Below are 23,982 nucleotides of genomic sequence, written 5' to 3'. Positions count from 1 at the left end.
GCTCAATCGACACAATGGGTTGTCCCCGCGCGATGCATTGCATAGGCTTGCGCGATTGTTTGTTCGCGCCTGCCGCGGACCGCCTCGAGGAGAGAGAAAATGGGCCTGAATAATCAGTGGATGCAACGCGACCTCGCGGTGCTGTGGCATCCCTGCACCCAGATGAAAGACCACGAACAACTGCCGCTGATCCCGATCAAGCGCGGTGAAGGCGTCTGGCTCGAAGATTTCGAAGGCAAACGCTACCTCGATGCGGTCAGCTCCTGGTGGGTCAACGTGTTCGGTCACGCCAACCCGCGGATCAACCAGCGCATCAAGGATCAGGTCGATCAGCTGGAACACGTGATTCTCGCCGGTTTCAGCCATCAGCCGGTGATCGAGCTGTCCGAGCGTCTGGTGAAGATGACGCCGGAAGGCCTGACCCGGTGCTTCTACGCCGATAACGGGTCGTCCTGCATCGAAGTTGCGCTGAAAATGAGCTTTCACTACTGGCTCAACCGCGGCCAGTCGAACAAAAAGCGTTTCGTCACCCTGACCAACAGCTACCACGGTGAAACCATGGCGGCGATGTCGGTAGGCGACGTGCCGCTGTTCACCGAAACCTACAAAGCGCTGTTGATGGACACCATCAAAGTGCCGAGCCCGGATTGCTACATGCGTCCCGAGGGCATGAGCTGGGAAGAACACTCGCGCAATATGTTCGCCGCAATGGAACAGGCGCTGGCCGAGAACCATGACAGTGTCGCCGCCGTCATCGTCGAGCCGCTGATCCAGGGCGCCGGCGGCATGCGTATGTATCACCCGGTGTACCTCAAGCTGCTGCGCGAGGCCTGCGACCGTTATGGCGTACACCTGATCCACGACGAAATCGCCGTCGGCTTCGGCCGCACCGGGACGATGTTCGCCTGCGAACAGGCCGGCATCCGTCCAGACTTCCTGTGCCTGTCCAAGGCCCTGACCGGCGGCTACCTGCCGCTGGCGGCCTGCATCACCACCGATGAGGTCTACAGCGCGTTCTACGACGACTACCCTACCCTGCGCGCCTTCCTGCATTCGCACAGCTACACCGGCAACCCACTGGCGTGTGCGGCGGCGTTGGCGACGCTGGATATCTTCGAAGAAGACAACGTCATCGAGAACAACAAGGCCTTGGCGCAGCGCATGGCCTCGTCGACGGCGCATCTGGTCGATCACCCGAACGTCAGCGAAGTCCGCCAGACCGGCATGGTGCTGGCCATCGAGATGGTCAAGGACAAGGCAACTAAAGAAGCGTATCCGTGGCAGGAACGCCGTGGCCTCAAGGTGTTCCAGCATGCGCTGGAGCGTGGTGCTTTACTGCGGCCATTGGGCAGCGTGGTGTATTTCCTGCCGCCGTATGTGATTACGCCGGAGCAGATCGATTTTCTGGCCGAAGTGGCGAGCGAAGGCATCGACATCGCCACCCGTGACAGCGTCAGCGTGGCGGTGCCGAAGGATTTCCATCCGGGGTTCCGCGATCCGGGTTGATATTGCGCTCCCACACAAGTCACACCGATCCAGATGACCAATACTTTTTCCAGAGATCCAGCATGAGACTGTCCCGCTTCTTCATCGACGCCCCCCTGAGCACCGGCGAGCACGAATTGCCCGAGGCCCAGGCCCATTACATCGGTCGCGTGCTGCGCATGGCCGAGGGCGCTGCGTTGCAATTGTTCGACGGTTCCGGCCATGAATTTCGCGGCACGCTGGTGGAAGTCGGCAAGAAACGCGTGGTGGTGCAGATCGATGAGCAATTCGCCGGTCAGGTCGAATCGCCGTTGCAGATCCACCTCGGCCAGGGCTTGTCCCGTGGCGAGCGCATGGACTGGGCGATTCAGAAAGCCACCGAGTTGGGCGTCAGCGAAATCACGCCGATTTTCAGCGAGCGCTGCGAAGTGCGATTGAAGGACGAGCGCGCCGACAAACGTCTGCTGCACTGGCGTCAGGTGGCGATCAGTGCCTGCGAGCAATGCGGGCGCTCGCGGGTGCCGTTGATTCATCCGCCGATGCTGTTGGCGGATTGGTTGAAACAGACTGAAGCTGAATTGAAGCTGGTACTGCATCCGGTGGCCGAGCCGTTGGTGAGCCATGCCAAGCCTGCGACGCTGGCGTTCCTGATCGGCCCCGAAGGCGGGTTGTCGGATGCCGAAGTCGAACAGGCGAAGGCCAACGGTTTTCATGCCGCCCGCCTCGGCCCGCGGGTGTTGCGCACCGAGACAGCGCCGGTGGTGGCGTTGGCGGTGGCCCAGCAGCTTTGGGGGGATTTCTAAGGCCCCATCGCTGGCAAGCCAGCTCCCACAGCTTTTTTTGTCGAACACATTATCCGTGTTCCAACCACAATCCTGGGGGAGCTGGCTTGCCAGCGATTGGCCGCGACTCGGTTTACAAAACGTAGAAGAAAATCGCCACAAAGTGCAGCAAGCTCCCGGCGATCACGAACAGATGCCAAATCCCGTGGGCATGGCGCAGCCGATGGTCGAGGGCAAAAAAGATAATGCCCACGGTGTACAACACGCCACCCGACGCCAGCCAGGCGAACCCGGCGCCCCCCAGCGCCGCCAGCAATGGCTTGACCGCTACCAGCACGATCCAGCCCATCACCGCATAAATCACGATCGACAGGATGCGCGCTTCCGAGCGCGGCTTGATCTCTTGCAGGATGCCGATCAGCGCCAGCCCCCAGACGATCCCGAACAACGTCCAGCCCCACGGCCCGCGCAAGGTCACCAGGCAAAACGGCGTGTAACTACCGGCGATCAACAGGTAGATCGAGAAGTGATCGACCTTCTGCATGATCGCTTTCTTGCGCCCGCGCACGCTGTGGTAAACGGTCGATGCGCTGTAGAGCGACATCAAGGTAAAACCGTAGATCGCCACGCTGACGATCTTCCACGGACTGCCGTCCATGCTGGCGATCACCAGCATCCACACCACACCGACCGTCGCCGCCACCGCCCCGACCAAATGCGTCCAGGCGTTCAATCTTTCCCCGTGATACATCGGTTGCTTTCCTCGAAAATCGCTACCACAACACCCAAGGCTCAGGTCTGAAGCTTAAAAGCGCAATATTTCTGTACAACGCGTCCCCTACAAAGCTCCTACAACAACCCGCGTGCGTGCACAATCGGATCATTCCAAAAAGAGTCCGCCCCCATGCTGATCGATGAAGAGTTGACCCTGAAAAAACTCGAGGTGTTCCTGGCCTTCATGCGCACCGGCAACCTGGCCCGCGCCGCCGCCGAGTTGCAGACCAGCAACGTCAGCGTACACCGGGCGATCCACTCTCTGGAAAGCGCCTTGCGTTGTCCGCTGTTCAAGCACGAGGGCCGTAACCTGACGCCACTGGAAAGTGCTTTTGTGCTGGAAGAGCGGGCGCAGAAGCTAATTCAGGATGTCGTCGAAAGCGTGCGCCTGACCCGCGAGGCTGCCGGGTTTTCCGCTGAACGCTTCAAGCTGGGCTCGCTGTATTCGCTGACGGTGAAGACCGTGCCGCAGTTGATCATGGGCCTGAAGATCCGGCGCAGCGAGCTCAACATCGATCTGATTCTGGGCTCGAATATCGACCTGCTCTACAAGCTCAAGAACATGGAAGTCGATGCGATCCTGGTGTCGCTGGACGACAGCGTCAACGACCCCGACTGCGAGCAGATTCCGCTGTTCTCCGATGATATTTTCCTCGCCACGCCGGCCGACTCGATGTTCGCGCAACGGACCGAAGTCGACCTGGCGGAAGTGCGCGATGAAACCTTCATCACCCTGACCCAGGGCTTCGCCACGCACCGGGACGGGAAACGGGTTTTCGAGCAGGCGGGGTTTGAGCCGAAGGTGGCGATGCAGGTTAACGACATCTTCACCTTGCTGAGCATGGTCAGCTCAGGCGTGGGTTATGCGTTGCTGCCGGGCAGGATTGCGGCGGTGTACGAGAACCGGGTGAAGCTGATCCCGTTGCAGGAAAAATATCGATTGCAGCAGCACATCGGCGTGGTGTTTTTGAAGGCCAAGGAGCGCGATCCGAACCTGCTGGCGCTGCTGGCGGAGTGTCGGATGTATGCCAATCGGCAGGCTTGAAACCGTGTCGCCTGCATCGCGGGCAAGCCACGCTCCCACAGGTACTGCGCTGTCCCTGTGGGAGTGGCGGTGCGGCGATCCGACTTGCCCGCGATGGCGTCCTTAGCCCAACAACCCACGCATGATCAAAAACAGCAGCGAAGGCCCGAGCAGACAACCCAGCGCGGTATAGAACGCCGCCGTCAGGCACCCATAAGGCACCAGCTTCGGATCAGTTGCCGCCAAGCCACCGGCCACGCCACTGGAAGTGCCCATCAAGCCACCGAAAATCACCGCACTGCGCGGATTGTTCAGGCCGATCATCGGCGCCACGAACGGTGTCATCACCATCACCAGAATCGCCTTGATCAGTCCCGCCGCAATCGACAGCGCCATGACTTCGGAGCTGGCACCGATGGCCGCGCCGGTCACCGGGCCGACGATGTAGGTCACAGCGCCCGCGCCGATAGTCGTCAGGCTCACCGCATCGGTATAACCGAACGCCATCGCCACCGCGACCCCGGCAATAAATGAAGTGCCCACGCCAACAAACAGCGCCAGTACACCGACAAACCCGGCACGTTTGAGCTCATCGACACTCACGCCGAATGCCGTGGCAACGATGGCGAAATCCCGCAGCATCGCGCCGCCCAACAGACCGATCCCGGACAACAATGGAATGTCCACTACGCCCTTCTGGCCACCGGTCAACGCACCGCCAACATAGGACAGCACCAGCCCAAGCAGAATGGCAATGGCCGAACCGTGCAGGCGACCTTTGGTGAACGTATTGGAGATCCAGTAGGACACCCACATGGTCACGCCGACAACCAAAAATCCACTGATCAGGCCGTAACCGGTAATCACCTTCATCATCGATTCGTACATGGCGATTACCCCACTGTCTTCGCAGGATTGATCGAAGTCGGCTGTTTGTTGCCGATACGCACCAGCACCGGCACCAGGGCAAAGGCAATCACCACCGCCACTGTCCCCGCCAGGATCGCCATCGGCCCGCCCTTGAGCGCACCGTATACGTTTTGCTGGGCCGCCATCGCTACGACAATCGGAATGTAGACCGCGCTCCAGAACTCCACGCCCTGCTCGGTCTTGCCCTTGAACCAACCGCTTTTATTGAGGTAGCTGCCCAGGCCGATCAGCAGCAGCATGGCAATGCCGACGCCGCCGACGTTGGCCGGAACGCCGATCAACTTGCCGAGCAGTTCACCGATGAATATGCCTACCAGGGTACAGAAGGCGAGAAACGCCACACCGTAAATAATCATTGTTGTTGTCCTCAAAGTGCATCGTCGAATGTTGTTTTTGTTGTTCGAAGCCTGAGTCGGTGGTCTAGGATTGGCGGCTTCCCTCCTCACGCATCAGCGCCTGCAGGGTATCGAGCCGTGCACCGTCGAAGGCGATCACGGTGCCTTGCTCGAACACCCGGCGCGCCAGCCCGGTCAGTACCGCACCGGGCGGCAGTTCGATCTGTAGACGTACGCCACGCTCATACGCGCTTTGCACGGTGCCGCGCCAATCCACCACGCGGCACATGTTGAACGCGAGGTCGTCGCGCAGCGCGTCGACCTTGATCACCGGCCGCGCGCGACTGCCGCTCAGGTAACCGATCTTCGGGGTTTGCAGTGACACCTTGGCGAAGGCTTCGGCGAGGGTTTTCGCCGGCGTTTCCAGCAGCGGACAGTGCGACGGCACGCTGACTGCCAGACGTTTGGCCAGACCGGCGCCGCGACTTCTCGCCAACTCGGCCACGGCTTTCATCGCACCGTCACTGCCGGCGATTACTACCTGGTTATCGGCGTTGATGTTGGCCAGGTAAACCGGTGTGTCGACGCTGTGAACCTGCGCCAGCAAACCTTCCACCGTGGCCAGATCGAGACCGATGATCGCGGTCATGCCGTAGCCTTGTGGATACGCCCGTTGCATCAGTTCACCGCGCAGGCTGACCAGATGCAGCGCATCGCTGAAACCCAGGGCACCGGCCACCACCGCTGCCGGATAGGCGCCGATGGAAAGCCCCGCGACATAATCCGGCGACATCGACAACTGCCGTGAAGCCGCCACACCGGCGATCAGCAAGCAAAGCTGAACCGCCCTTGTCGACCGCAATGCCTCGGCAGAATCCAGTAGCAAAACGTCTTCACCGAGCACGTCGCTTGCCTCGCTCAGGATTTCCCGAGGCAAACGCTGGAGCATGCCCGGCTGCTGCGCGCCTTGCCCCGGGAACACCAGCAAGCTGCTCACGCTGCCTGCTCCTGCGGGTTCCATGGATTCGTCACCAGACAGGCTTCGATGGCGTTTTTCAGCAACACGCGATTCGACGCACCCGCCCATTCGCGCAAGGCAACGGCGCCCAACGGCGTCTGCAATTGCATGTCCACCACACACGGCGCCGTATCGAGCAACGCCACCAGCTCCCGAGCCTGATCACGCGCCAGAGGTTGTGGCGTGCGCAAAATCAGATCCAGATCACTGCCCTGATGAAGGGCTGCAAACCCGCTGGCCAATTCAAACCCGGCGCTGCCGCTGACACCCCAGACCCAACCGCAGGCATCGAGTGCAGGACGCAATTGCGCCAAGGCTTCGACGGCCGGCAAGTCGCGGGCGCTGTCGACATGGCAAAGTTGTTCTGGCATCACTCGACGGGTAATCGAAGCCATCGCCATCGAAGTCGCATAACGCTGCTCCCGCAAACGCCCACGCACGCCGACCGCAATCCGATCCGACGTCGACACCGCGCGGCGCACCACCACCGGTTGCCCGGCGCTGAGCGATTCGATCGCCCACGCAGGAGCGTCCGCAGGCAACTGCGCCGGGGTCATGCCCCAGAGCAGGTCGTGGGCCAGAAACGTATTCACCACTGTTCTCTCAGCAATTGGCGGACCTTGCTTGATGCCGCGCGGTTGGTTGCGCCGAGGCGACCGCTGAGATCGGCACCCTTCTCCGCAACATCGCCCATCGCTTGCGTCAGGCACTCAGTCACCCGCGTCAGATCCACCGAAGTCGGCTGTTCGACCTGCTCCACCGACAAGGTTTCCCACAGCAAACCAAGGCTGGCATAGCTGTCGATGTCGTAGGCCATCGGCGGCACGCTGGCGGCCAGGGTTTCCAGTTCTTCGACACTGCGCAAAGTCACCCGCGCCGCCGATGCCTTGCCCATGGCGTGCACCATCACACCCGGATCACGCAGGGCGATCAAGCGGTTGGCCTGATAACCGTGAGCGAGGAACGCCCCGGACATCGCCTTGCCCACCAGCAGACCGATAACGGCATGCCCGGCCAGACGTGCGCGGGCATAACTGTCCGCCGCGCCGGCCAGCGCCTGATGAATGCCGAGCGCCTCTTCACGACGACCGTAGGCCTGGCTTGGTACGTCAACGATGGCGATCAACGCGCGTTTCTGCGGTTTGTCCTGATCTGCTGTGATCACTTCATCCACAGCCTTGGCCAAACCCCAACCTTCAAGCAAACCGACTTCGCCATTGCGGGCTCGGACGAAACGGTTGTCAGGGTCAGCCACCACCGCGATAAACCGCACGGGCTGCCCGGCCAGGAATCCATCGGCGACTTTCAACGAGGCCGGCAAACCGTCGACCGGATTGGCATCGGCACTCAAGGCGTTGAACCAGTTCAAGCCTCTGAGGGAATACGAACTCATGAGCGCTCTCCTTGATACAGGTCGCGAACCACCGACGGTTCGATTTGCGGTTCGGCGTCCAGACGCGCCAACCGTTGCAGGAACAGATCGGCCTGGCGGCTGCGTTGCTGCGCCGGCAGACCTTGCTTGAGCAACTCACCGACCTGCTGGCGAATCTGCGCCACGTCGTCCTCCGCATAGCGATCCACCAGCCCCGTGGCGAAACGCTGCTCGCCACCGGTCAGGCTCCAGATGAACGGACGGTCGCGGGAGTCGTATTCCTCAAGCCCGGCTTCCTGCTCGATCACCTGTGGACCGTTCAAGCCAAGGCGTGCTTCCTGGGTCACCACGAGGTAACTGCACAACCCGGCGGCAATCGACATGCCGCCGAAGCAACCAACGCTGCCCGCAACTACACCGACCACCGGTTGGTACTGGCGCAGGTCGACAATTGCCGCGTGGATATCGGCAATCGCAGCCAAACCCAGGTTGGCTTCCTGCAAGCGCACGCCACCGGTTTCCAGCAGCAACACGGCGCGGGTCGGAACGCCTTTGCGGTTGTCTTCAGCGGCCAGTTCCAGCGCGCCGGAAATTTTCGCCCCGCCGACTTCACCGAGGCTGCCACCCTGGAAAGCGCCTTCGATGGCGGCGATTACCACCGGCAATCCGTCGATGCTGCCCTTGGCAATCACCACGCCGTCATCGGCTTGCGGCACGACGCCCTGACGCGACAACCATGGCGACATGACGCGCTGAAACGGATCGATCAATTCGCGAAAGGTGCCGGCGTCAAGCAAGGCCTTCGCCCGTTGTCGGGCGCCGAGTTCGACGAAGCTGTGTTTGTTGAGCAAGGCTGCACTGTCAGTCATGGCCGATCTCCTCGAAGCCCTGTTCCAGACGCAGGCGTACTACGCCGGGCGTGGCGCCGAAATCGTGGATATCGATGTCCATCGCCGCTGGCGTCTGACCGTCGAACATCCGCGCAAACAAGTGCTGCCAGCGCTGTTCGCTGCCATTGACCGAGGTCTGCACGGTGATTGTCAGCTTGCCGGCCTGGCCCGGCTGGATCAGCACTTCCAGATCGCCCGAGCCGACACAACCCACCAGCGTGCGTCCGCGTGGCGGCTGTCCGGCGGGGAATTCAAAGGATAAGGTTTCCATCAAAACGCTCCCTGGATAAGGCTCTCGCCCGACTCGACACGGTCGATGAACAGGCAGGCTGCGAGCAGGTCGGCAGCACCGCCGGGCGAGGCATTCAATGCGATGAGTTGTTCGTCCAGCTCATGCAGCCGACGACGACCGGCGAGGCTGGCACTGCCGCCTGCGTCGAGCACCGCTTGGGCGCCGAGCTGCATGGCCTGCAAGCCTTGCTCGCCTGCGCGGTATAGCACGCAGGTGTCGGCCAGATTGGTCATGATTGCCAGCAGCGCATCGAGCCGGGCGTTCTGTTCGCCCTGCCCGTTGGCGCGGCTGCGCTTGAGTTGCGGCAGAGCGCGTTGAGTCACCGCCGGGAAACCCAGTTGCGCTTCTTCACGGGCACCGCGAGCGCCGTAGCGTAAGGAGACTTGTGCACCGTGGCTGAGCGGACGCGGAGCGTAACGATCGTCGAGCAAGGCCAACCGCGCAGCGCGCAAGGTGATTGCACCGGCGCTGGTGGATTCGGGCTGCAACGCGGCAGCGGCGACCAACAGGCCCAATGCCCAAATTGCCCCGCGATGAGTATTGACGCCATTGGTAGTCGCGAGCATCGCTTGCTCGCCTTCACGACCGATCAGGCCCACCGCTTCGCGCAGCGGCAAACCGATCTCGCCGATGTCGATAGCGGCTTCGGCCATTTCCTTGAAGGCTGGCCATAGCGAAAGTGCAGAAGCGTGCATCAGCCCCAAGTGCAAATCAGTGTGGGCGCCATTGCCGCGACGGTCGACCAGCGCCGGTTTCGGCGACAGGTCCGCTTCGTCGATCAGCGCGTCCACCGCCATATCCGCCAGCCGCTCGGCGAGGGTCAGGGTTTTCGGTTGCAGGTTGAATGCGTGCATTACCAGCTCCTGAATTTGGCGGGCGGGTTGTAGAGACCACCGGACCACTCGACCAGATCGGCCACGCTTTTGGCGGCGAGCAATTCGCGGGTAGCGTCGGTGCGGCGGATGCCGAGGTCTTCCGGCAAGGCGATCAGGCCTTCGCGGCGCATGCGTGCGGTGTCTTTCGGGTTATGGCGCAGACCGATGGCGGTCACGCCTGCGACGGCAGCGATCATTGCCTGCCGCTCTTCCAGCGAGCGCGCCTTGTACAGATAGGCAATGCCTTCTTCGGTCAGCAGGTGGGTGACGTCGTCGCCGTACACCATGATCGGCGCCAGCGGCATGCCGCTTTTTTTCGCCACTTCGATGGCATCGAGGGTTTCGACAAAGGTCGGTTTGCCGCCCTCCTGGAAGGTCTCGACCATTTGCACCACGAGTTTCTTGCCGCGTTCGAGCATCGGTTCGGCCACGTCGGTGTGGCGCATGTCGAGCCAGGCCGGTGTGCCGTGGCGACGACCTCGTGGGTCATGGCCCATGTTCGGCGCCCCGCCGAAACCTGCCAGACGACCACGGGTCACGGTGGAAGAATGGCCGTCGCCATCGACTTGCAGGGTGGCGCCGATGAACAGGTCCACCGCGTATTGCCCGGCCAATTGGCTGAACATCCGGTTGGAACGCAGGGAGCCATCGCGCCCGGTAAAGAACACATCGGGGCGGGCGGCGATGTAGTTTTCCATGCCCAGTTCGGTGCCGAAACAATGCACGCTTTCGACCCAGCCGCTTTCGATCGCCGGGATCAGGGTCGGGTGCGGATTGAGCGTCCAGTTGCGGCAGATCTTGCCTTTGAGGCCGAGGGATTCACCGTAGGTCGGCAGGATCAGTTCAATGGCGGCGGTGTTGAAACCGATGCCGTGATTGAGCGACTGCACGTTGTGTTTTTCGTAGATCCCGCGAATCGCCATCATCGCCATCAACACGTGCACTGGCTTGATGTGCCGTGGGTCGCGGGTGAACAACGGCTCGATGTAGAACGGTTTGTCGGCCACCACAACGAAATCGACCCAGGACGCCGGGATGTCCACACGCGGCAAGTCGCTGACGTCGTCCACCAATTGATTGACCTGAACGATGACGATACCGTCGCTGAACGCCGCTGGTTCGATCAGCGCCGGGGTGTCTTCGGTGCTCGGTCCGGTGTAGATGTTGCCGGCGCGGTCGGCCATGAAACCGGCGGAGAGCACGACGTTGGGAATCAGGTCCACCACCAGCCGCGCATAGAGTTCGATGTAGGTGTGGATCGCGCCGATTTCCAGCAAACCGTCTTCAAGCAACTGACTGATGCGCAGGCTTTGAGTACCGGCGAAAGAGAAGTCGAGCTTGCGGGCAATGCCGCGTTCGAACAGGTCCAGGTGCTCGGAGCGGCCGACGCTGGGCATGATCATGTGCAGATCGTGGAGCTTGCCCGGATCGGCTTTGGCCAGGGAGCGGGAAAGAAAATCCGCCTGCTTCTGGTTGTTGCCCTCCAGCACCACGCGGTCGCCAGGCAGGATCAACGCCTCCAGCGCCGCTACGATTTTGTCGGTGGGCAACACCACACCGTCAGCCAGACTCGCCACTTGCGCCAGACGCCGCTGCTTTTCGCTGCGCCGCCGCGTCCATCGCGAGTCGGGGGAATTTGATGTTGTCATGACCACTCCACGGGTTTGCTGTCGTGGAGCTACCTTAGGAGTGTTGGGTGGAGGGCATCAATCAAGCAGCGTGGTGGATTGTTACGGTCAGGTTAATGATCGAGGTCTGTGTCGTTCATGCGGACCTCATCGCGGGCAAGCCCGCTCCCACAGGGTTAGTGGTTGCCGTTGAATTTGAGCAACACACGGACACTGTGGGAGCGGGCTTGCCCGCGATGGGGCCAGGAAAATCACCACAAACTCGGGATCAATTACCCAACCCGGCAGCCACCAACAACTCCTCCATCGCCAACAAATCCGGCACCTTCGCCACTTGATCCGCCACCTGCACCGCCGCTGTCTCCAGCGAACACAACGGCACATCGACATAACTCAACTGACTGTCGAGCTTGTACGAACGCGGAATCCCTTGCACCAGCATCGCGATGAACTTCAGTTCAGGCCGGCCGCCGAGCGCATTGAGGATGACGATCCGCGCGCGTTCGCCGATGACGATTTTCTGCCCGCACGCCGACTCGAAACTGAGCAACGGAATCTGCCGGTTGCGCCAACTGACCCGCCCCAGATACCACGGCGGCGTATCCAGATCGAACGCTGCAGGCTGGTAATCGATCAGCTCGGCGATCGCCACGTTGGGCAGGATCAGGTTGCGGTCGGCCAGGGGCAGCACCAGGCCGGTGAGGTTGATGCTGCGCTGATTGATGCGCCGCTCAAGCATGGGTTTTGCTCCACAGGGCGATGCTTTCGAGCAGTACCGATTCCTGGTACGGCTTGCCGAGGTAGTCGTTGACGCCGATGGCCATGGCCCGGTCGCGGTGTTTCTGGCCCGTGCGGGAGGTGATCATGATGATCGGCAGGTGCTGCAAGCGCTCATCGTTGCGCACTTGCGTCGCCACTTCGAAGCCGTCCATGCGCGGCATTTCGATGTCCAGCAGCATCACGTCCGGCAGGTGTTCTTCGAGCAGCAGCATAGCGTCGACCCCGTCCTTGGCGGTCAGTACGTTCATGCCGTGACGTTCAAGCAAACGACTGGTGACCTTGCGCACCGTGACCGAATCGTCGACCACCATCACCAGCAATGGTCGCTGCGGCTCTGCCTCGGTTTCGTGACTCACCGGGCGTTGCGGCACATGCGCCTGCATCGCGCGGATCGGCGCCAGCAAATCGAGAATCAGCACCACCCGGCCATCCCCCAGAATCGTTGCCCCGGACACGCCCTGCACTGCCGCAAATTGCGGGCCGAGGCTCTTGACCACGATCTCGCGGGTGCCGGCCATGGCATCGACTTGCACCGCGATGTGACGCTCGTTGCATTGCACCAGCAGCACCGGCAACGGCAGGCTCTGGCCCAACAGTTTTGGCCGGGGGCTGGTCTTCAGCAACTCGCCCAGGTAGCACAGTTCGTAGCGCTGCCCGGCGTATTCGTAGGTCGGTGGATCGAGGCGGAAATGCCCTTCGAGTTCGTTGGGCAACACGCGGACGATGCCTTCGATGGTGTTCAGCGGAATCGCATACTGATCCTCAAAGCATTGCACCATCAGCGCCCGATTGACCGACACGGTGAACGGCAGGCGGATGCGGAAGTGCACGCCCTGCCCCGGCACCGAGTCGATGCTCATGCTGCCGCCCAGTTGCCGCACCTCTTCGTGCACCACATCCATGCCGACGCCGCGACCGGAGATCTGGGTGATTTTCTCGGCGGTGGAAAAGCCCGGTTGCAGGATGAACTGCAACACGTCGCGATCGCTGACTTCACTGTTCGGATCGAGCAAACCACGCTTGATTGCCTTGCGCCGCACGGCGTCCAGCGGCACACCGGCACCGTCGTCGCGGATGTCGAAAATGATGTCGCCGCCCTCGCGCAACAGGTCGAGAGTGATCCGCCCTTGCGCCGGCTTGCCCGCCGCGACCCGCACCTCAGTGGACTCAAGGCCATGGTCCACGGCGTTGCGCAGCATGTGTTCCAGCGGCGCCGCCATGCGTTCGAGCACGTTGCGGTCCATCTCGCCTTCGGCGTTGCCGACGATGAATTCGACGTCCTTGCCCAACTCGCCGGCGACCTGACGGACGATGCGCCTCAAGCGCGGCAACATCCGCTCGAACGGCACCATGCGCGTACGCATCAAGCCTTCCTGCAACTCGGTGTTGATGCGGCCCTGCTGTTGCAGCAGGTTTTCCGCGTCCTGATTACGCCGGTCGAGGGTTTCCTTGAGGTCGAGCAAGTCGGAGGCGGATTCGAACAAGGCCCGCGACAGTTGCTGCAACTGTGAGTGACGGTCCATCTCCAGCGGGTCGAATTCTTCGTAACCCAAGCGCTCGGCATCGACTTGTTGGCGGCTGAGAATCCGACCCTGGGTTTCGGTATCGAGACGGCGCAACTGGTCGCGTATCCGCTCGATGGTGGTTTCCATCTCGTTCAGCGCCACTTGGGCATCGCTGACTTGCTGTTCGATCCGGCCACGGAAGATCGACGTTTCACCGGCCAGGTTGACCAGGTCATCGAGCAGCTCCGCCGAGACCTTGACCATGTCCGCACCGGCATCCGCTTGCAGCTGCGGCGTCTCAGGTTTTGCCGCTACGGGCAACACGATTGGTGGCGGGGCCTCAGGCACGGCCGGGTGACTGAAATTCTTGATCGTGTCGATCAATCGGTCCGCAGGCGGCAACGGCTCACCGGCGCGGGCCGCGTCGAGCATTTGCGCCAGTCGGTCATGGCTGCGTTGCAGCAGTTCAAACAACGCGTCTGTGGGTTTCAGTACACCGGCCGACAAGCCTTCGTAGAGAAATTCCAGCTCATGGGCCAGATCGCCGATAGGGGCAATTTCCACCATCCGTGCACCGCCCTTGAGGGTGTGCAGGTCGCGCAGCAGGGTTTCCACTTCCTGGCGGTTCGACGGCTCGGCCTGCCAGCGCACCAGCGCCGCACCAGAGCTCTCGATGATGTCGAAACCTTCCTCGAGGAAGATGTCCAGCAGCTCGCTGTCGTGATGCGCCGAATCATTGCTGGCCGCCGGCTCGATCACATCGGCGTGGCCCGCGTGGCCCTGACGGAACGCGCGAATCGCCTCGATCAGCTCGCTCGGGTCGCCTAGCGGCTGGTGGTTCTGCAACTGCTCAAGTAATTGCGCCAACCGGTCATGGCTGTGTTGCAGCAACTGCACGAGCACTTCGCTGTGGCTGTAGCGGCGGTCGACCAAACCTTCGTAGAGGCTTTCCAGCTCATGGGCCAAATCACCGACCGGCTCAACCTCGGCCATCCGCGCGCCACCCTTGAGGGTGTGCAGGTCGCGTTGCAAGGACGACAGCGGCGCACCGTTTTGCGGTTCGTTCAACCAGCGCTGCAAGGCCTGACCGGCGCTTTCGAGGATGTCCACCGCTTCTTCGAGGAAGATCGAGACGATCTCGTCGTCCAGTTCCACTGTGGGAGCTGGCTTGCCAGCGATGGGCGTTAACGATGATGCGTTTTCATTGGATGAACGTGGCGCCTGTGAGTCTATCGCTGGCAAGCCAGCTCCCACAGTGGTCGGTGCCAGGTCTCCCAAAGTGCTCTGTGCCAATTCGGCGGTGGCATCGGACAGGTCGCGAATGCTCAGGGTGCGGCTGCCATCGCTGCGAATCAGGCCCATGGCCGACGGGTCGAGGCTCTGATCGAGCAATCCGTGCAAGGCCTGAATCCGCTCCGGGCGCGGCGTGACTTCCTGGCCGGCGGCCAGTTCGTCGAGCATGTTGATCAGCGCTTCGTGGGCACTTTGCGCCTCGAGGAAAAACGCCTCGCTGACGGCCAGGCTGCTTTCTTCCACGGCACCGTAGAGGTCAAGCAAGGCTTCGCAAAGCTCATCCACCGGATGCAGATCGGCCAGGTGCGCGCCTTCGCCGAGGGTGGTCAATTCGTCGAGCAGCGCACTGAGTTCCTGACGCTCGCCGGGGTGTTGCTGCCAACGCTGCAGCAGACTTTCGGCGTCGAGCAGGATGTCCATGCCTTCGGCCAGGAAGTTGTTGATCAGCTGCGGATCACGCTTGATGCGCAAGCCGCTGCTCGGAGCATCCAGAAGGTTTTGCAGACGCTCGGCCAGCATCGCCCGAGCCCGCTCGATCAACGATTGGGTGTGGGGGATTTCCGCCAGTGGATCGGTCCTGAGCTGACGCAAGCCGAGCCGAAACAAACCTTCGGCCTCCAGCAGTACTTCGACTTCATCCAGGTCCAAGGCGATCTGGTGGGCTTTGTATTCCCGGGCCAGTTGATCCAGCGGTGTGGCCAGTTCGACAATCGGCAAAACCCCGGCCATCGACGCACTGCCCTTGAGGGTGTGCAAGGCACGCAGCAACTCGTCACTGGCCTGCAACGGCACATGTTCGGCGGCCTGTTCGAGGAAGCGATTGAGACTGCTCAAATGGGTTTCGGCTTCTTTGCGGAAGATCTCCAGCAACAGCGGATCGAGCGCCGTGACGTCTTGCGTGTCCTCGTCGCAGATCGGCTCTTCACCCTTGGCCAAGGCATGGGCGCGAGCCGCCAATTGGTCGACATCATTGCGCTGGCGCTGGGTATTCGCGGCGTATTCAGCCACCAACTCAGGCAACAGGTTCAGCACATCACCGAGCAGTTGCTGCACCGTAGCGCCCGGTTCCACGCTGTTTTCCAGTACGCGGTTGAGCAGGTTCTCCATGGCCCAGGCCAGTTCGCCGAGCACCAGCGCGCGGACCATGCGACCACTGCCCTTGAGGGTATGGAAGGCGCGGCGCAATTCACTCAAAGCCGAGCGGTTGTCGGGATTGACCGACCAGCGCGGCAAATACTCGCGAAGAATTTCCAGGACTTCATCGGTTTCTTCGAGGAACACTTCGCGCAATTCATCGTCCACCGGTTCCTCGCCAACAGGCGGCGGCAACAGGCTGCCCGGCGTGTTCAGAGCGGGCGGGTTCAGGGCCGAGACCGGGCTGGCGAGCACATCGGCCAGGGTTTGGACGATGGCGGGAGCATCCAGCTCCTGGCGTTGCTGCATGATTTGCGCTTCGCTGGGGCTCAACACATCGTCAAGCACCGGCACATGCTGTTCGCTGGGCTTTTCATTCGGGAAGAAGCCGAGCGCGGCCAGGCTTTTTTCCGCCACGTCGAGCAGTTGTTCGCCGGGCGCCTCGGGGTCGTCGCTGAGGCGCTCAAGGTAATATTCGAGGCTGGTGATGACGTCGGCAAGACTGTCGAGTTCCTGCCAGCCGGGCTGGCCGGGGTCGAGCAACAGATGTTCGCGGATGAAGTGATTGCAGGTTTCGATCAGGCTCGCGGCGCGGCTCAACGGAATCATCGCCAGCGCACCACGCACCTGGGTCAGCAAGGCCGGCAGTGCCTGCAAATGCTGGCGGTCCCAGTCGGCATCGATGTAGTCGACGATCATGTCCTTGGCCTGTTGCAGGCAGATGCGTGCTTCCTTGATCACGATCTGATGGATCTGCGTCAGGTCGGTGGTCGGCAGGCGACTGTCTTCCTGGCTCTCGGGCTCCACCGTACCGACCATGCCGGCCAGCGTGGCTTCGACGTAGAGCAAAGCCCCGGCGACGTCCATGAGGATCGCGTCATCAGGCGCGCGCTGGCCTTGGGCGAGGCTCAGCACCACCGCCAGTTGATCGATGATGACCTTGCGCGGCTGGCCGAAACCCAGCACCGCCAGGGTGTCGGCGATTTGCCGCAGCGGCGCCAGCAGGCTGTCGAGATCGGAGGTGTGTTGCCGGTCGCTGCGCACGAACAGGTCCAGGCGCTCCTTGACCCGCACCAGCTCTTCGCACAACGCGGCCAACACCGAGCGCATGGCATCGCGGTCAGGACCGGCCAGCCGTGCGCGTTCTTCATCGACCATCGCGCTGTTGGGCAGCGCATCGTCCAGTCCGTAGCGATCTTTCATGGTCAGCATCTGCCCGGTGGGGTGTTCGGCCTTGGCAATGTAAAACAGCAAACTCTTGAGCAGCTCCGGCGGCGCCGGTTGATTGATGGCACCGATGCCCTGTTCGAGCAGACGCTTGAGTTCCTTGTCGGCGTCCTTGAACAGGCTGCGCAAGGCCGGACTGTTGGCGATCGCGCCGCCGCGCATGCCTTCGACCAGCGCCGAAGCGACCTGCCACAACGGGCTCATTGGCGCGTTGCCGCACAGGCTTTCGAGACGGGTGAAAACCTTTGCCAGGTAACCGAGGTGGGTATCGTCATCCTGTTCGCGCAACAAACCAACCAATGCCATCTGCAACATTTGCCGCAACTTGCGCAGCACATTCGGCAGCTCCGCCGGCTCCAGCAACACCAGGGACTCTGCGCCCAGCGGCGGCAGGTCCGGCAATTGCGGGCTGAACAGGCTGGTTTCCGACAACAGGCTTTCGCCACGGGCGCTGCGCAGGTCGTTAATCAATGGCAGCACCACCAGCGGCAAGTCGCGGCGGGCACTTTGTACCCGGTCGAGGTAGATCGGCAGTTGCCCGAGGGCTTGCAGCATCAGGTGCAACGCTTCGTCACGATGGCTGACGCGCCCCTGTTGCAAGGCGCTGACCAGTTGTTCCATTTCTTCGGCGAGCAGGGCCGCGCCGTAGAATTCGACCATCTGCAAACTGCCGTGAACCTGATGGATGCACGCCAGGCATTCGCTCAGGGCGTGCGTCGCCTGCGGGTCATCAAGCTGGGTTTCGATCGCGTGATGAGCCTGCTTCAGCGTTTCGGCAATCTCGCCTTTGACCCATTCGAGGGCCACATAGTCGTGCCGATCACCCATAACCACTCCAGTTCCCACTTCAGTCAATGTGCCTACGCCCGTGGGCGGTTCAAGCTTTGTCCGTCACTTGCGCCTTGGTGGCCGGCAAGGTGAAACCGGACACCGAGCGGCGCAGCTGACTGGCCATTTTCGCCAGGTTGCCGATGCTCTCGGCGGTGGCGGTAGAACCGGACGAGGTCTGCGTGGTGATCTGCTGGATCACGTTCATCGTCAGGGAAATCTGACCGGCAGACGACGTCTGTTGCTGTGCAGCGTTGGAAATGCTCTGGATCAGCGCCGCGAGGGTTTTGGACACCCCTTCGATTTCTTCCAGGGCCACGCCGGCATCCTGCGCCAGACGGGCTCCTCGCACCACTTCGGTGGTGGTCTGCTCCATGGAGATGACCGCTTCGTTGGTGTCGGTCTGGATCGCCCGCACCAGCGTTTCAATCTGTCGCGTGGCCGCTGAAGAACGCTCGGCCAAGCGTTGAACTTCGTCGGCTACCACCGCGAATCCGCGCCCGGCATCACCGGCCATCGATGCCTGGATCGCCGCGTTGAGGGCGAGGATGTTGGTCTGATCGGCAATGTCATCGATCAGGCTGACGATGTCGCCGATTTCCTGGGAAGACTCGCCCAAGCGCTTGATGCGCTTGGCGGTGTCCTGAATCTGCTCGCGGATGTTGTCCATGCCGTGGATGGTGTTGTGCACCACCTCGTTGCCCTTGTTGGCGATTTCCACCGAGCGCTCGGCCACCGCCGAGGATTCAGCGGCGTTGGCCGAAACCTGATCGATGGATTCGGCCATGTCGTTGATCGCGGTGGAGGCTTCGGAAATCTGCTGCGCCTGATGCTCCGAGGCCTGCGCCAGATGCATGGCGGTGGCCTGGGTTTCCTGCACGGCGGCGGCGACCTGCCCGGCGGTCAGGTTGATGGTGGCCACGAGGTCGCGCAGCTGGTCCACGGAATAGTTGATCGAGTCGGCGATGGTGCCGGTGAAGTCTTCGGTCACCGAGGCGGTCACGGTCAGGTCACCGTCGGCCAGGTCCTCGATTTCATCAAGGAGACGCATGATCGCGTTCTGGTTGCGCTCGTTTTTCTCGGCGGTTTCGCGCAACTGCCGGTTGGTTTCGCGGACCATCACCAGACCGATGAGGATGATCGACATCAACGCCGCCAGGCCCAGTACATAACCACCGATGGTGTCGGTATTGCGTCCGCCGGCAAGGTTTTCAAAACCGCCAGCCAGGTGCGAGGCTTCGTCGAGCAGGGTTTGCGACAGGCTGAAAATATTGGTCGCCGACTCGCGCACCTTGAACAGCTCCGGCGAGGTTTCGAGGATTTCATCCACCGAGCCGGAAACAAATTCGAACAGCTCGGAAATTTCGCTCAACCGCGCCCGTGCATCCTGATCCTCGACCTGACTGATTTTCAGCGCCGCATTGCCCTGAAGCATGCCGTTGAGCACCTGACCGAATCGCGCCGCATCGCGACCGAAAGCGTCGGCGGCCTGTTGCGAGCTCTCGTCGCCGGACAACACCGTGTTCACCGCACCCAGAATGCGTTCGGCCAGCAGCGATTGACGCTGGGCCACCGCGACCTGAGCGGCCGGGGCGCCGCGTTGCAAGAGGATTTCCACAACCTTCTCGTACTCGACCTGCAACTGCGGCACGGTTTCGGCCAGAGTCGCGGCGACCTGATGCAGCGACAACACCGTCTGCTCACTGGAAAGAATGGCGTCGGTATTTTTCAGCAGGCGTTCCCAGTCCATCTGCACGGCACGCATTTCCGGGCGCACGGTGGCCGGTGCCGGTGGCAGACCGGTGGAAGGATCACCCTTTTTCAGATAGCTCCAGCGCTGGGCAAAATCGTTGCGCGCATCGCTGAGCAACTTGAATGCCGCAGCCTTGCCGGCGGCGGCTTCGGTGGCGTTCTTGGCAATGCGCTGCGACAGCACGCGCAGCTCGCCGGCGTGACCGATGTACTGTTTGTCGTAGGTGGCCTGGGTGTTGAGGTACGCGAAGTTGGCGAACAACAGCATGATGAAAATGATCAGCGCGATGAACAGCGCGATGATCTGCGAACGACTGCGCGACCCTTCCATTGGCTTGCCTGTTTTTGCTTTTATCATCGGTCTTCGCCTGTCCTGCCCAATTCCCCCCGCTCTTGTAGGAGCAAGGCTTGCCCGCGATGAACGATAACGCGGTGTACCTGATGAACTTCTGCGCCTGCATCGCGAGCAAGCTCGGCTCCTACAAGAGCCTATACCGCGATGTTCATGAACCCCTGCGACCGCGCCAGCGCGAACGGGCTGAACACCCGCCAGGTCTGTTCGCGCTGAAAGCAGCCTTCGACGAACGCTGCCATCGGTACCTGCACGTCATTTATCGGCACGGCTTCCAGACTGTCCTGGGCAAAGTGTTGAAGGCCGAACACTTCATCGACCATCAGCCCGGCGAACACCTCTTGATGCTCCACCACCAGCACTCGCCGTTGTCGACGCGCCACCGACAGTTCGTGCCCGAAGAACGCCCCCAGATCCATGATCGGCAGCAAGCGCCCACGCAGGTTGGCCACGCCCTTGACCCAGGATTTGACGCCCGGCACCTGAGTAAAACGCGGTTCGTGCAGCACCTCGCTGACTTCGCTCATGGGCGCGACATACCAGTGTTCGCCCAAGCGGAAGCCGATGCCGCTCCAGCTGTCCTGCCGGGTCGGCTGCGACGGCAAGTCCGCCGCCAGCAGGCGACAGCGCTGGTCGATCTGCAGCAGCAGCTCAAAAGCCGTCAGCGACTCGGTCATGGCCGGACGATCAACCGGCCAGCACGTTGTTCAGGGTTTTCAGCAGGGTTTCTTCATCGACCGGTTTGGTCAGGTAATCCTTGGCGCCCTGGCGCGTGCCCCAGACCTTGTCGGTTTCCTGATCTTTGGTGGTGATGATGATCACCGGGATGTGCCCGGTTTCCGGGTCCTTGGTCAGCTGGCGGGTCGCCTGGAAGCCGTTGAGGCCGGGCATGACGATGTCCATCAGCACCGCATCGGGTTTTTCCAGGCGGGCCAGGGCCACGCCGTCGGCGCCGTTTTCGGCTTTCAACACTTCATGACCGTGCTTTTCCAGCATGCCGGTCAGTTTGTACATTTCAGTCGGCGAATCATCGACGATCAGAATACGTGCCATGGTCTTCCCCATTCTTGTCGACGCAAGGCCCGCTGGCCGAGCGTCACTGTGCGTGTCTTACTGCGGCAAAACGGCGGCGAAGCCCGGAACATGGGCCTGGATCGCGTTCAGCAGTTCTTCCTTGCTGAAAGGCTTGGTCAAAAACTGGTCGGAGCCGACGATGCGCCCCTTGGCCTTGTCGAACAGCCCGTCCTTGGACGACAGCATAATTACCGGCGTGGACTTGAATGCACTGTTGTTCTTGATTAAAGCGCAGGTCTGATAGCCATCCAGACGCGGCATCATGATGTCGACAAAGATGATGCCGGGGTGATTGTCGGCAATCTTGGCCAGGGCATCGAAACCGTCGATGGCCGTGATGACCTCACAACCCACGTTCTTGAGCAGCGTTTCGGCGGTGCGGCGAATCGTCTTCGAATCGTCGATCACCATGACCTTCAAGGCGCTGGGCTGCTGTTCCATAAATGCTCTACCGTCGCCTTTGTGAATCAATTTGTCCGTTTGGCGGCTCGAAAGCCTTGATACTCAAGGGCCACCACAACATGGCAGTCTTTTTAGCACAGTCTCAATAACCAATCTATCGGCCGACCGGCGCGGTGGTTTTTCCTTGACCGGGAACACACTCAGCGCCACTCTGACGCCACTTTTTTCGTACCGATCCGGTAGCCAATTTTCGAGGAAAACCCAATGAGCGTTCGCGTCGGGATTGTCATGGACCCTATCGCCAGCATCTCCTATAAAAAGGATAGCTCGCTGGCCATGCTGCTGGCCGCGCAGAAGCGTGGCTGGGAACTGTTCTATATGGAACAGCGCGACCTGTACCAGGGCGAAGGCCAGGCACGGGCGCGGATGCGGCCGCTGCAAGTGTTCGCCAACCCGGAAAAGTGGTTCGAACTGGGTGCCGAGCAGGATTCGCTGCTCAGCGATCTCGATGTGATCCTGATGCGCAAGGATCCGCCGTTCGACATGGAGTTCGTCTACTCCACCTATTTGCTCGAACAAGCCGAAAGCGCCGGCGTGCTGGTGGTCAACAAGCCGCAGAGCCTGCGCGATTGCAACGAGAAGCTGTTCGCCACGCTGTTCCCGCAGTGCACGCCGCCGACCGTGGTCAGCCGCCGTGCCGACGTGCTGCGTGAATTCGCCGCCAAACACGGCGATGTGATCCTCAAGCCGCTGGACGGCATGGGCGGCACGTCGATCTTCCGTCACCGCGCTGGCGACCCGAACCTGTCGGTGATCCTCGAAACCCTGACCGCCCTGGGCGCCCAGCAGATCATGGGCCAGGCTTACCTGCCGGCGATCAAGGACGGCGACAAACGCATCCTGATGATTGACGGCGAACCTGTGGATTATTGCCTGGCGCGCATTCCTGCCGCCGGTGAAACCCGTGGCAACCTCGCAGCCGGTGGCCGTGGCGAAGCGCGTCCGCTGACCGAAAAGGATCGCTGGATCGCCGCACAAGTCGGCCCGACCCTGCGCGAAAAAGGCCTGCTGTTCGTCGGCCTCGACGTGATCGGCGAGCACCTGACGGAAATCAACGTCACCAGCCCGACCTGCATCCGCGAGATCGACAACGCCTTCGGCACTGATATCGGCAGCATGCTGATGGATGCCATCGATCAGAAGCTCAAGGCACGTTGATTAGCCAAACCAACATTGCGTTATCATGCGCGGCCTGTGAAAACGCGATGTTGGTTTCCTTGTCATGACCCTCCCGTCCGATCTGCCCGCCGAACTCGCCCACCGTGGCGTGCGCCCGGCCGATCGCCTCGGTTTTACCCTGTTTCTGGCGGCGCTGATTCACCTGGCCTTGCTGCTGGGCGTCGGGTTTGCCGTGGTCGAGCCCAAGCAGATCAGCCGGACCCTGGAAATCACCCTCGCCACGTTCAAGAGCGAAAAGAAGCCGGAAAAGGCCGATTTCCTCGCCCAGGAAAACCAGCAAGGCAGCGGCAGCCTGGATAAAAAGGCGATCCCCAAGACCACCGAGATCGCGCCGTTCCAGGACAACAAGGTGCAAAAAGTCACGCCACCGCCAGCGGCCAAACCTGAACAACAGGAAGCCCCGCCCAAGGCTGCCGTGACCACCGTCGCGCCGAAACAGAAGAAAGCCGCCACCAAAACCGAAGAACCCAAGCCTGTCACCAAGCCTGCGGTGGCCGCGCCGACGTTCGACACTGAACAACTGTCCAGCGACATCGCCAGCCTGGAAGCCGAACTGGCCAACGAACAACAGCTGTACGCCAAGCGCCCGCGCATCCACCGCCTGAGCGCCGCCTCGACCATGCGCGACAAGGGCGCCTGGTACAAAGACGAATGGCGCAAGAAGGTCGAGCGCATCGGCAACCTCAATTACCCGGATGAAGCCCGGCGCAAACAGATTTACGGTAATTTACGCCTGATGGTGTCGATCAACCGCGACGGCTCGCTGTACGAAGTGCTGGTGCTGGAATCCTCCGGGCAACCGCTGCTGGATCAGGCGGCGCAGCGCATCGTGCGGCTGGCGGCGCCGTTTGCGCCGTTTACCGGTGATTTGTCGGATATCGATCGCCTGGAAATTATCCGGACGTGGAAGTTTGCGCGCGGCGATCGGTTGTCCAGTAATTAAAAGATCGCAGCCTTCGGCAACTCCTACAGATGTACTCATTCCCCGGTA

At 61.5% G+C, this 23,982-nt stretch carries 21 protein-coding genes; 5 read left to right on the top strand and 16 right to left on the bottom strand.

Annotated elements, in window-relative coordinates:
- Positions 1 to 99 precede the first annotated feature (99 nt).
- Together ACW9JC_RS08845 and ACW9JC_RS08840 are read left to right on the top strand one after the other, a co-directional pair.
- Entirely contained in the window at positions 100 to 1,506 is a 1,407-nt protein-coding gene (locus ACW9JC_RS08845) for an adenosylmethionine--8-amino-7-oxononanoate transaminase (RefSeq protein WP_457454717.1), read from the top strand.
- Positions 1,507 to 1,568: 62 nt separating this feature from the next.
- Positions 1,569 to 2,288 carry a 16S rRNA (uracil(1498)-N(3))-methyltransferase gene (locus ACW9JC_RS08840; RefSeq protein ID WP_457454716.1) on the top strand — a complete coding sequence of 240 codons (720 nt, stop codon included), beginning with the start codon at positions 1,569 to 1,571 and terminating at the stop codon, positions 2,286 to 2,288.
- 112 nt (positions 2,289 to 2,400) lie between these two features.
- Here ACW9JC_RS08840 and trhA read toward each other — a convergent pair whose 3' ends face one another.
- Entirely contained in the window at positions 2,401 to 3,018 is a 618-nt protein-coding gene (gene trhA, locus ACW9JC_RS08835; protein WP_338583656.1) for a PAQR family membrane homeostasis protein TrhA, read from the bottom strand.
- A 153-nt stretch (positions 3,019 to 3,171) separates the two neighbouring features.
- Between trhA and ACW9JC_RS08830 the strand changes: the two genes are divergently transcribed.
- Entirely contained in the window at positions 3,172 to 4,086 is a 915-nt protein-coding gene (locus ACW9JC_RS08830) for a LysR family transcriptional regulator (protein WP_457454713.1), read from the top strand.
- Between the two features lie 102 nt (positions 4,087 to 4,188).
- Here the strand turns inward: ACW9JC_RS08830 and madM are convergent, their stop codons facing one another.
- The 15 genes from madM to pilG form a co-directional block, all read right to left on the bottom strand.
- A complete protein-coding gene (madM, locus tag ACW9JC_RS08825) occupies positions 4,189 to 4,953 on the bottom strand; it encodes a malonate transporter subunit MadM (RefSeq protein WP_416127672.1) in 765 nt (254 codons plus the stop codon).
- A gap of 5 nt (positions 4,954 to 4,958) precedes the next feature.
- The gene (gene madL / locus ACW9JC_RS08820) at positions 4,959 to 5,351 is read right to left on the bottom strand and encodes a malonate transporter subunit MadL (protein WP_457454711.1); all 393 of its coding nucleotides are present in this window, start codon (positions 5,349 to 5,351) and stop codon (positions 4,959 to 4,961) included.
- Positions 5,352 to 5,415: 64 nt separating this feature from the next.
- Positions 5,416 to 6,327, bottom strand: coding sequence for a malonate decarboxylase subunit epsilon (gene mdcH, locus ACW9JC_RS08815; RefSeq protein WP_457454710.1), 912 nt, complete (start codon positions 6,325 to 6,327; stop codon positions 5,416 to 5,418).
- Positions 6,324 to 6,944 (bottom strand): malonate decarboxylase holo-ACP synthase, encoded by a 621-nt coding sequence (locus ACW9JC_RS08810; protein ID WP_457454709.1) that lies wholly within the window; start codon positions 6,942 to 6,944, stop codon positions 6,324 to 6,326. Before ACW9JC_RS08810 ends, mdcH begins: the two co-directional genes overlap by 4 nt.
- The gene (gene mdcE / locus ACW9JC_RS08805) at positions 6,938 to 7,741 is read right to left on the bottom strand and encodes a biotin-independent malonate decarboxylase subunit gamma (protein ID WP_457454707.1); all 804 of its coding nucleotides are present in this window, start codon (positions 7,739 to 7,741) and stop codon (positions 6,938 to 6,940) included. The genes ACW9JC_RS08810 and mdcE overlap by 7 nt, the downstream gene beginning before the upstream one ends.
- Positions 7,738 to 8,589, bottom strand: a complete 852-nt coding sequence (locus tag ACW9JC_RS08800) for a biotin-independent malonate decarboxylase subunit beta (protein ID WP_457454706.1) — start codon at positions 8,587 to 8,589, stop codon at positions 7,738 to 7,740. Before ACW9JC_RS08800 ends, mdcE begins: the two co-directional genes overlap by 4 nt.
- The gene (locus tag ACW9JC_RS08795; RefSeq protein ID WP_338583664.1) at positions 8,582 to 8,881 is read right to left on the bottom strand and encodes a malonate decarboxylase subunit delta; all 300 of its coding nucleotides are present in this window, start codon (positions 8,879 to 8,881) and stop codon (positions 8,582 to 8,584) included. Before ACW9JC_RS08795 ends, ACW9JC_RS08800 begins: the two co-directional genes overlap by 8 nt.
- Positions 8,881 to 9,756: a triphosphoribosyl-dephospho-CoA synthase gene (locus ACW9JC_RS08790; protein WP_457454704.1), complete on the bottom strand. Its 876-nt coding sequence runs from the start codon at positions 9,754 to 9,756 to the stop codon at positions 8,881 to 8,883. Before ACW9JC_RS08790 ends, ACW9JC_RS08795 begins: the two co-directional genes overlap by 1 nt.
- A complete protein-coding gene (gene mdcA, locus ACW9JC_RS08785) occupies positions 9,756 to 11,426 on the bottom strand; it encodes a malonate decarboxylase subunit alpha (protein WP_338583666.1) in 1,671 nt (556 codons plus the stop codon). Before mdcA ends, ACW9JC_RS08790 begins: the two co-directional genes overlap by 1 nt.
- A gap of 247 nt (positions 11,427 to 11,673) precedes the next feature.
- On the bottom strand, positions 11,674 to 12,144 hold the full coding sequence (locus ACW9JC_RS08780; protein WP_457454702.1) for a chemotaxis protein CheW: 471 nt from the start codon (positions 12,142 to 12,144) through the stop codon (positions 11,674 to 11,676).
- Complete coding sequence (locus tag ACW9JC_RS08775; RefSeq protein WP_457454700.1) at positions 12,137 to 18,172, bottom strand: Hpt domain-containing protein; 6,036 nt, start codon at positions 18,170 to 18,172, stop codon at positions 12,137 to 12,139. The genes ACW9JC_RS08780 and ACW9JC_RS08775 overlap by 8 nt, the downstream gene beginning before the upstream one ends.
- 49 nt (positions 18,173 to 18,221) lie before the next feature.
- Complete coding sequence (locus tag ACW9JC_RS08770) at positions 18,222 to 20,282, bottom strand: methyl-accepting chemotaxis protein (RefSeq protein WP_457454698.1); 2,061 nt, start codon at positions 20,280 to 20,282, stop codon at positions 18,222 to 18,224.
- Between the two features lie 131 nt (positions 20,283 to 20,413).
- Complete coding sequence (locus tag ACW9JC_RS08765; RefSeq protein WP_416127683.1) at positions 20,414 to 20,953, bottom strand: chemotaxis protein CheW; 540 nt, start codon at positions 20,951 to 20,953, stop codon at positions 20,414 to 20,416.
- A gap of 10 nt (positions 20,954 to 20,963) precedes the next feature.
- A complete protein-coding gene (pilH, locus tag ACW9JC_RS08760; protein ID WP_338583670.1) occupies positions 20,964 to 21,329 on the bottom strand; it encodes a twitching motility response regulator PilH in 366 nt (121 codons plus the stop codon).
- Between the two features lie 57 nt (positions 21,330 to 21,386).
- Positions 21,387 to 21,791 carry a twitching motility response regulator PilG gene (pilG, locus tag ACW9JC_RS08755; RefSeq protein ID WP_046053663.1) on the bottom strand — a complete coding sequence of 135 codons (405 nt, stop codon included), beginning with the start codon at positions 21,789 to 21,791 and terminating at the stop codon, positions 21,387 to 21,389.
- Between the two features lie 225 nt (positions 21,792 to 22,016).
- On the opposite strand from pilG, the gene gshB reads away from it, so the two are divergent.
- Both gshB and ACW9JC_RS08745 read left to right on the top strand, forming a co-directional pair.
- On the top strand, positions 22,017 to 22,970 hold the full coding sequence (gshB, locus tag ACW9JC_RS08750; RefSeq protein ID WP_338583671.1) for a glutathione synthase: 954 nt from the start codon (positions 22,017 to 22,019) through the stop codon (positions 22,968 to 22,970).
- Between the two features lie 64 nt (positions 22,971 to 23,034).
- Positions 23,035 to 23,934, top strand: a complete 900-nt coding sequence (locus ACW9JC_RS08745) for a TonB family protein (protein WP_457454697.1) — start codon at positions 23,035 to 23,037, stop codon at positions 23,932 to 23,934.
- Positions 23,935 to 23,982 lie beyond the last annotated feature (48 nt).

The sequence above is a fragment of the Pseudomonas sp. SDO5591_S426 genome, assembly GCF_054070755.1.
This window is presented reverse-complemented; position numbering and strand designations above follow the sequence as displayed.

Coding starts and splice junctions, on each gene's coding strand:
- ACW9JC_RS08845 (WP_457454717.1), top strand. CDS start 100: ATGGGCCTGAATAATCAGTGGATGCAACGCGACCTCGCGGTGCTGTGG.
- ACW9JC_RS08840 (WP_457454716.1), top strand. CDS start 1,569: ATGAGACTGTCCCGCTTCTTCATCGACGCCCCCCTGAGCACCGGCGAG.
- trhA (WP_338583656.1), bottom strand. CDS start 3,018: ATGTATCACGGGGAAAGATTGAACGCCTGGACGCATTTGGTCGGGGCG.
- ACW9JC_RS08830 (WP_457454713.1), top strand. CDS start 3,172: ATGCTGATCGATGAAGAGTTGACCCTGAAAAAACTCGAGGTGTTCCTG.
- madM (WP_416127672.1), bottom strand. CDS start 4,953: ATGTACGAATCGATGATGAAGGTGATTACCGGTTACGGCCTGATCAGT.
- madL (WP_457454711.1), bottom strand. CDS start 5,351: ATGATTATTTACGGTGTGGCGTTTCTCGCCTTCTGTACCCTGGTAGGC.
- mdcE (WP_457454707.1), bottom strand. CDS start 7,741: ATGAGTTCGTATTCCCTCAGAGGCTTGAACTGGTTCAACGCCTTGAGT.
- ACW9JC_RS08800 (WP_457454706.1), bottom strand. CDS start 8,589: ATGACTGACAGTGCAGCCTTGCTCAACAAACACAGCTTCGTCGAACTC.
- ACW9JC_RS08795 (WP_338583664.1), bottom strand. CDS start 8,881: ATGGAAACCTTATCCTTTGAATTCCCCGCCGGACAGCCGCCACGCGGA.
- ACW9JC_RS08790 (WP_457454704.1), bottom strand. CDS start 9,756: ATGCACGCATTCAACCTGCAACCGAAAACCCTGACCCTCGCCGAGCGG.
- mdcA (WP_338583666.1), bottom strand. CDS start 11,426: ATGACAACATCAAATTCCCCCGACTCGCGATGGACGCGGCGGCGCAGC.
- ACW9JC_RS08780 (WP_457454702.1), bottom strand. CDS start 12,144: ATGCTTGAGCGGCGCATCAATCAGCGCAGCATCAACCTCACCGGCCTG.
- ACW9JC_RS08775 (WP_457454700.1), bottom strand. CDS start 18,172: ATGGGTGATCGGCACGACTATGTGGCCCTCGAATGGGTCAAAGGCGAG.
- ACW9JC_RS08770 (WP_457454698.1), bottom strand. CDS start 20,282: ATGATAAAAGCAAAAACAGGCAAGCCAATGGAAGGGTCGCGCAGTCGT.
- ACW9JC_RS08765 (WP_416127683.1), bottom strand. CDS start 20,953: ATGACCGAGTCGCTGACGGCTTTTGAGCTGCTGCTGCAGATCGACCAG.
- pilH (WP_338583670.1), bottom strand. CDS start 21,329: ATGGCACGTATTCTGATCGTCGATGATTCGCCGACTGAAATGTACAAA.
- pilG (WP_046053663.1), bottom strand. CDS start 21,791: ATGGAACAGCAGCCCAGCGCCTTGAAGGTCATGGTGATCGACGATTCG.
- gshB (WP_338583671.1), top strand. CDS start 22,017: ATGAGCGTTCGCGTCGGGATTGTCATGGACCCTATCGCCAGCATCTCC.
- ACW9JC_RS08745 (WP_457454697.1), top strand. CDS start 23,035: ATGACCCTCCCGTCCGATCTGCCCGCCGAACTCGCCCACCGTGGCGTG.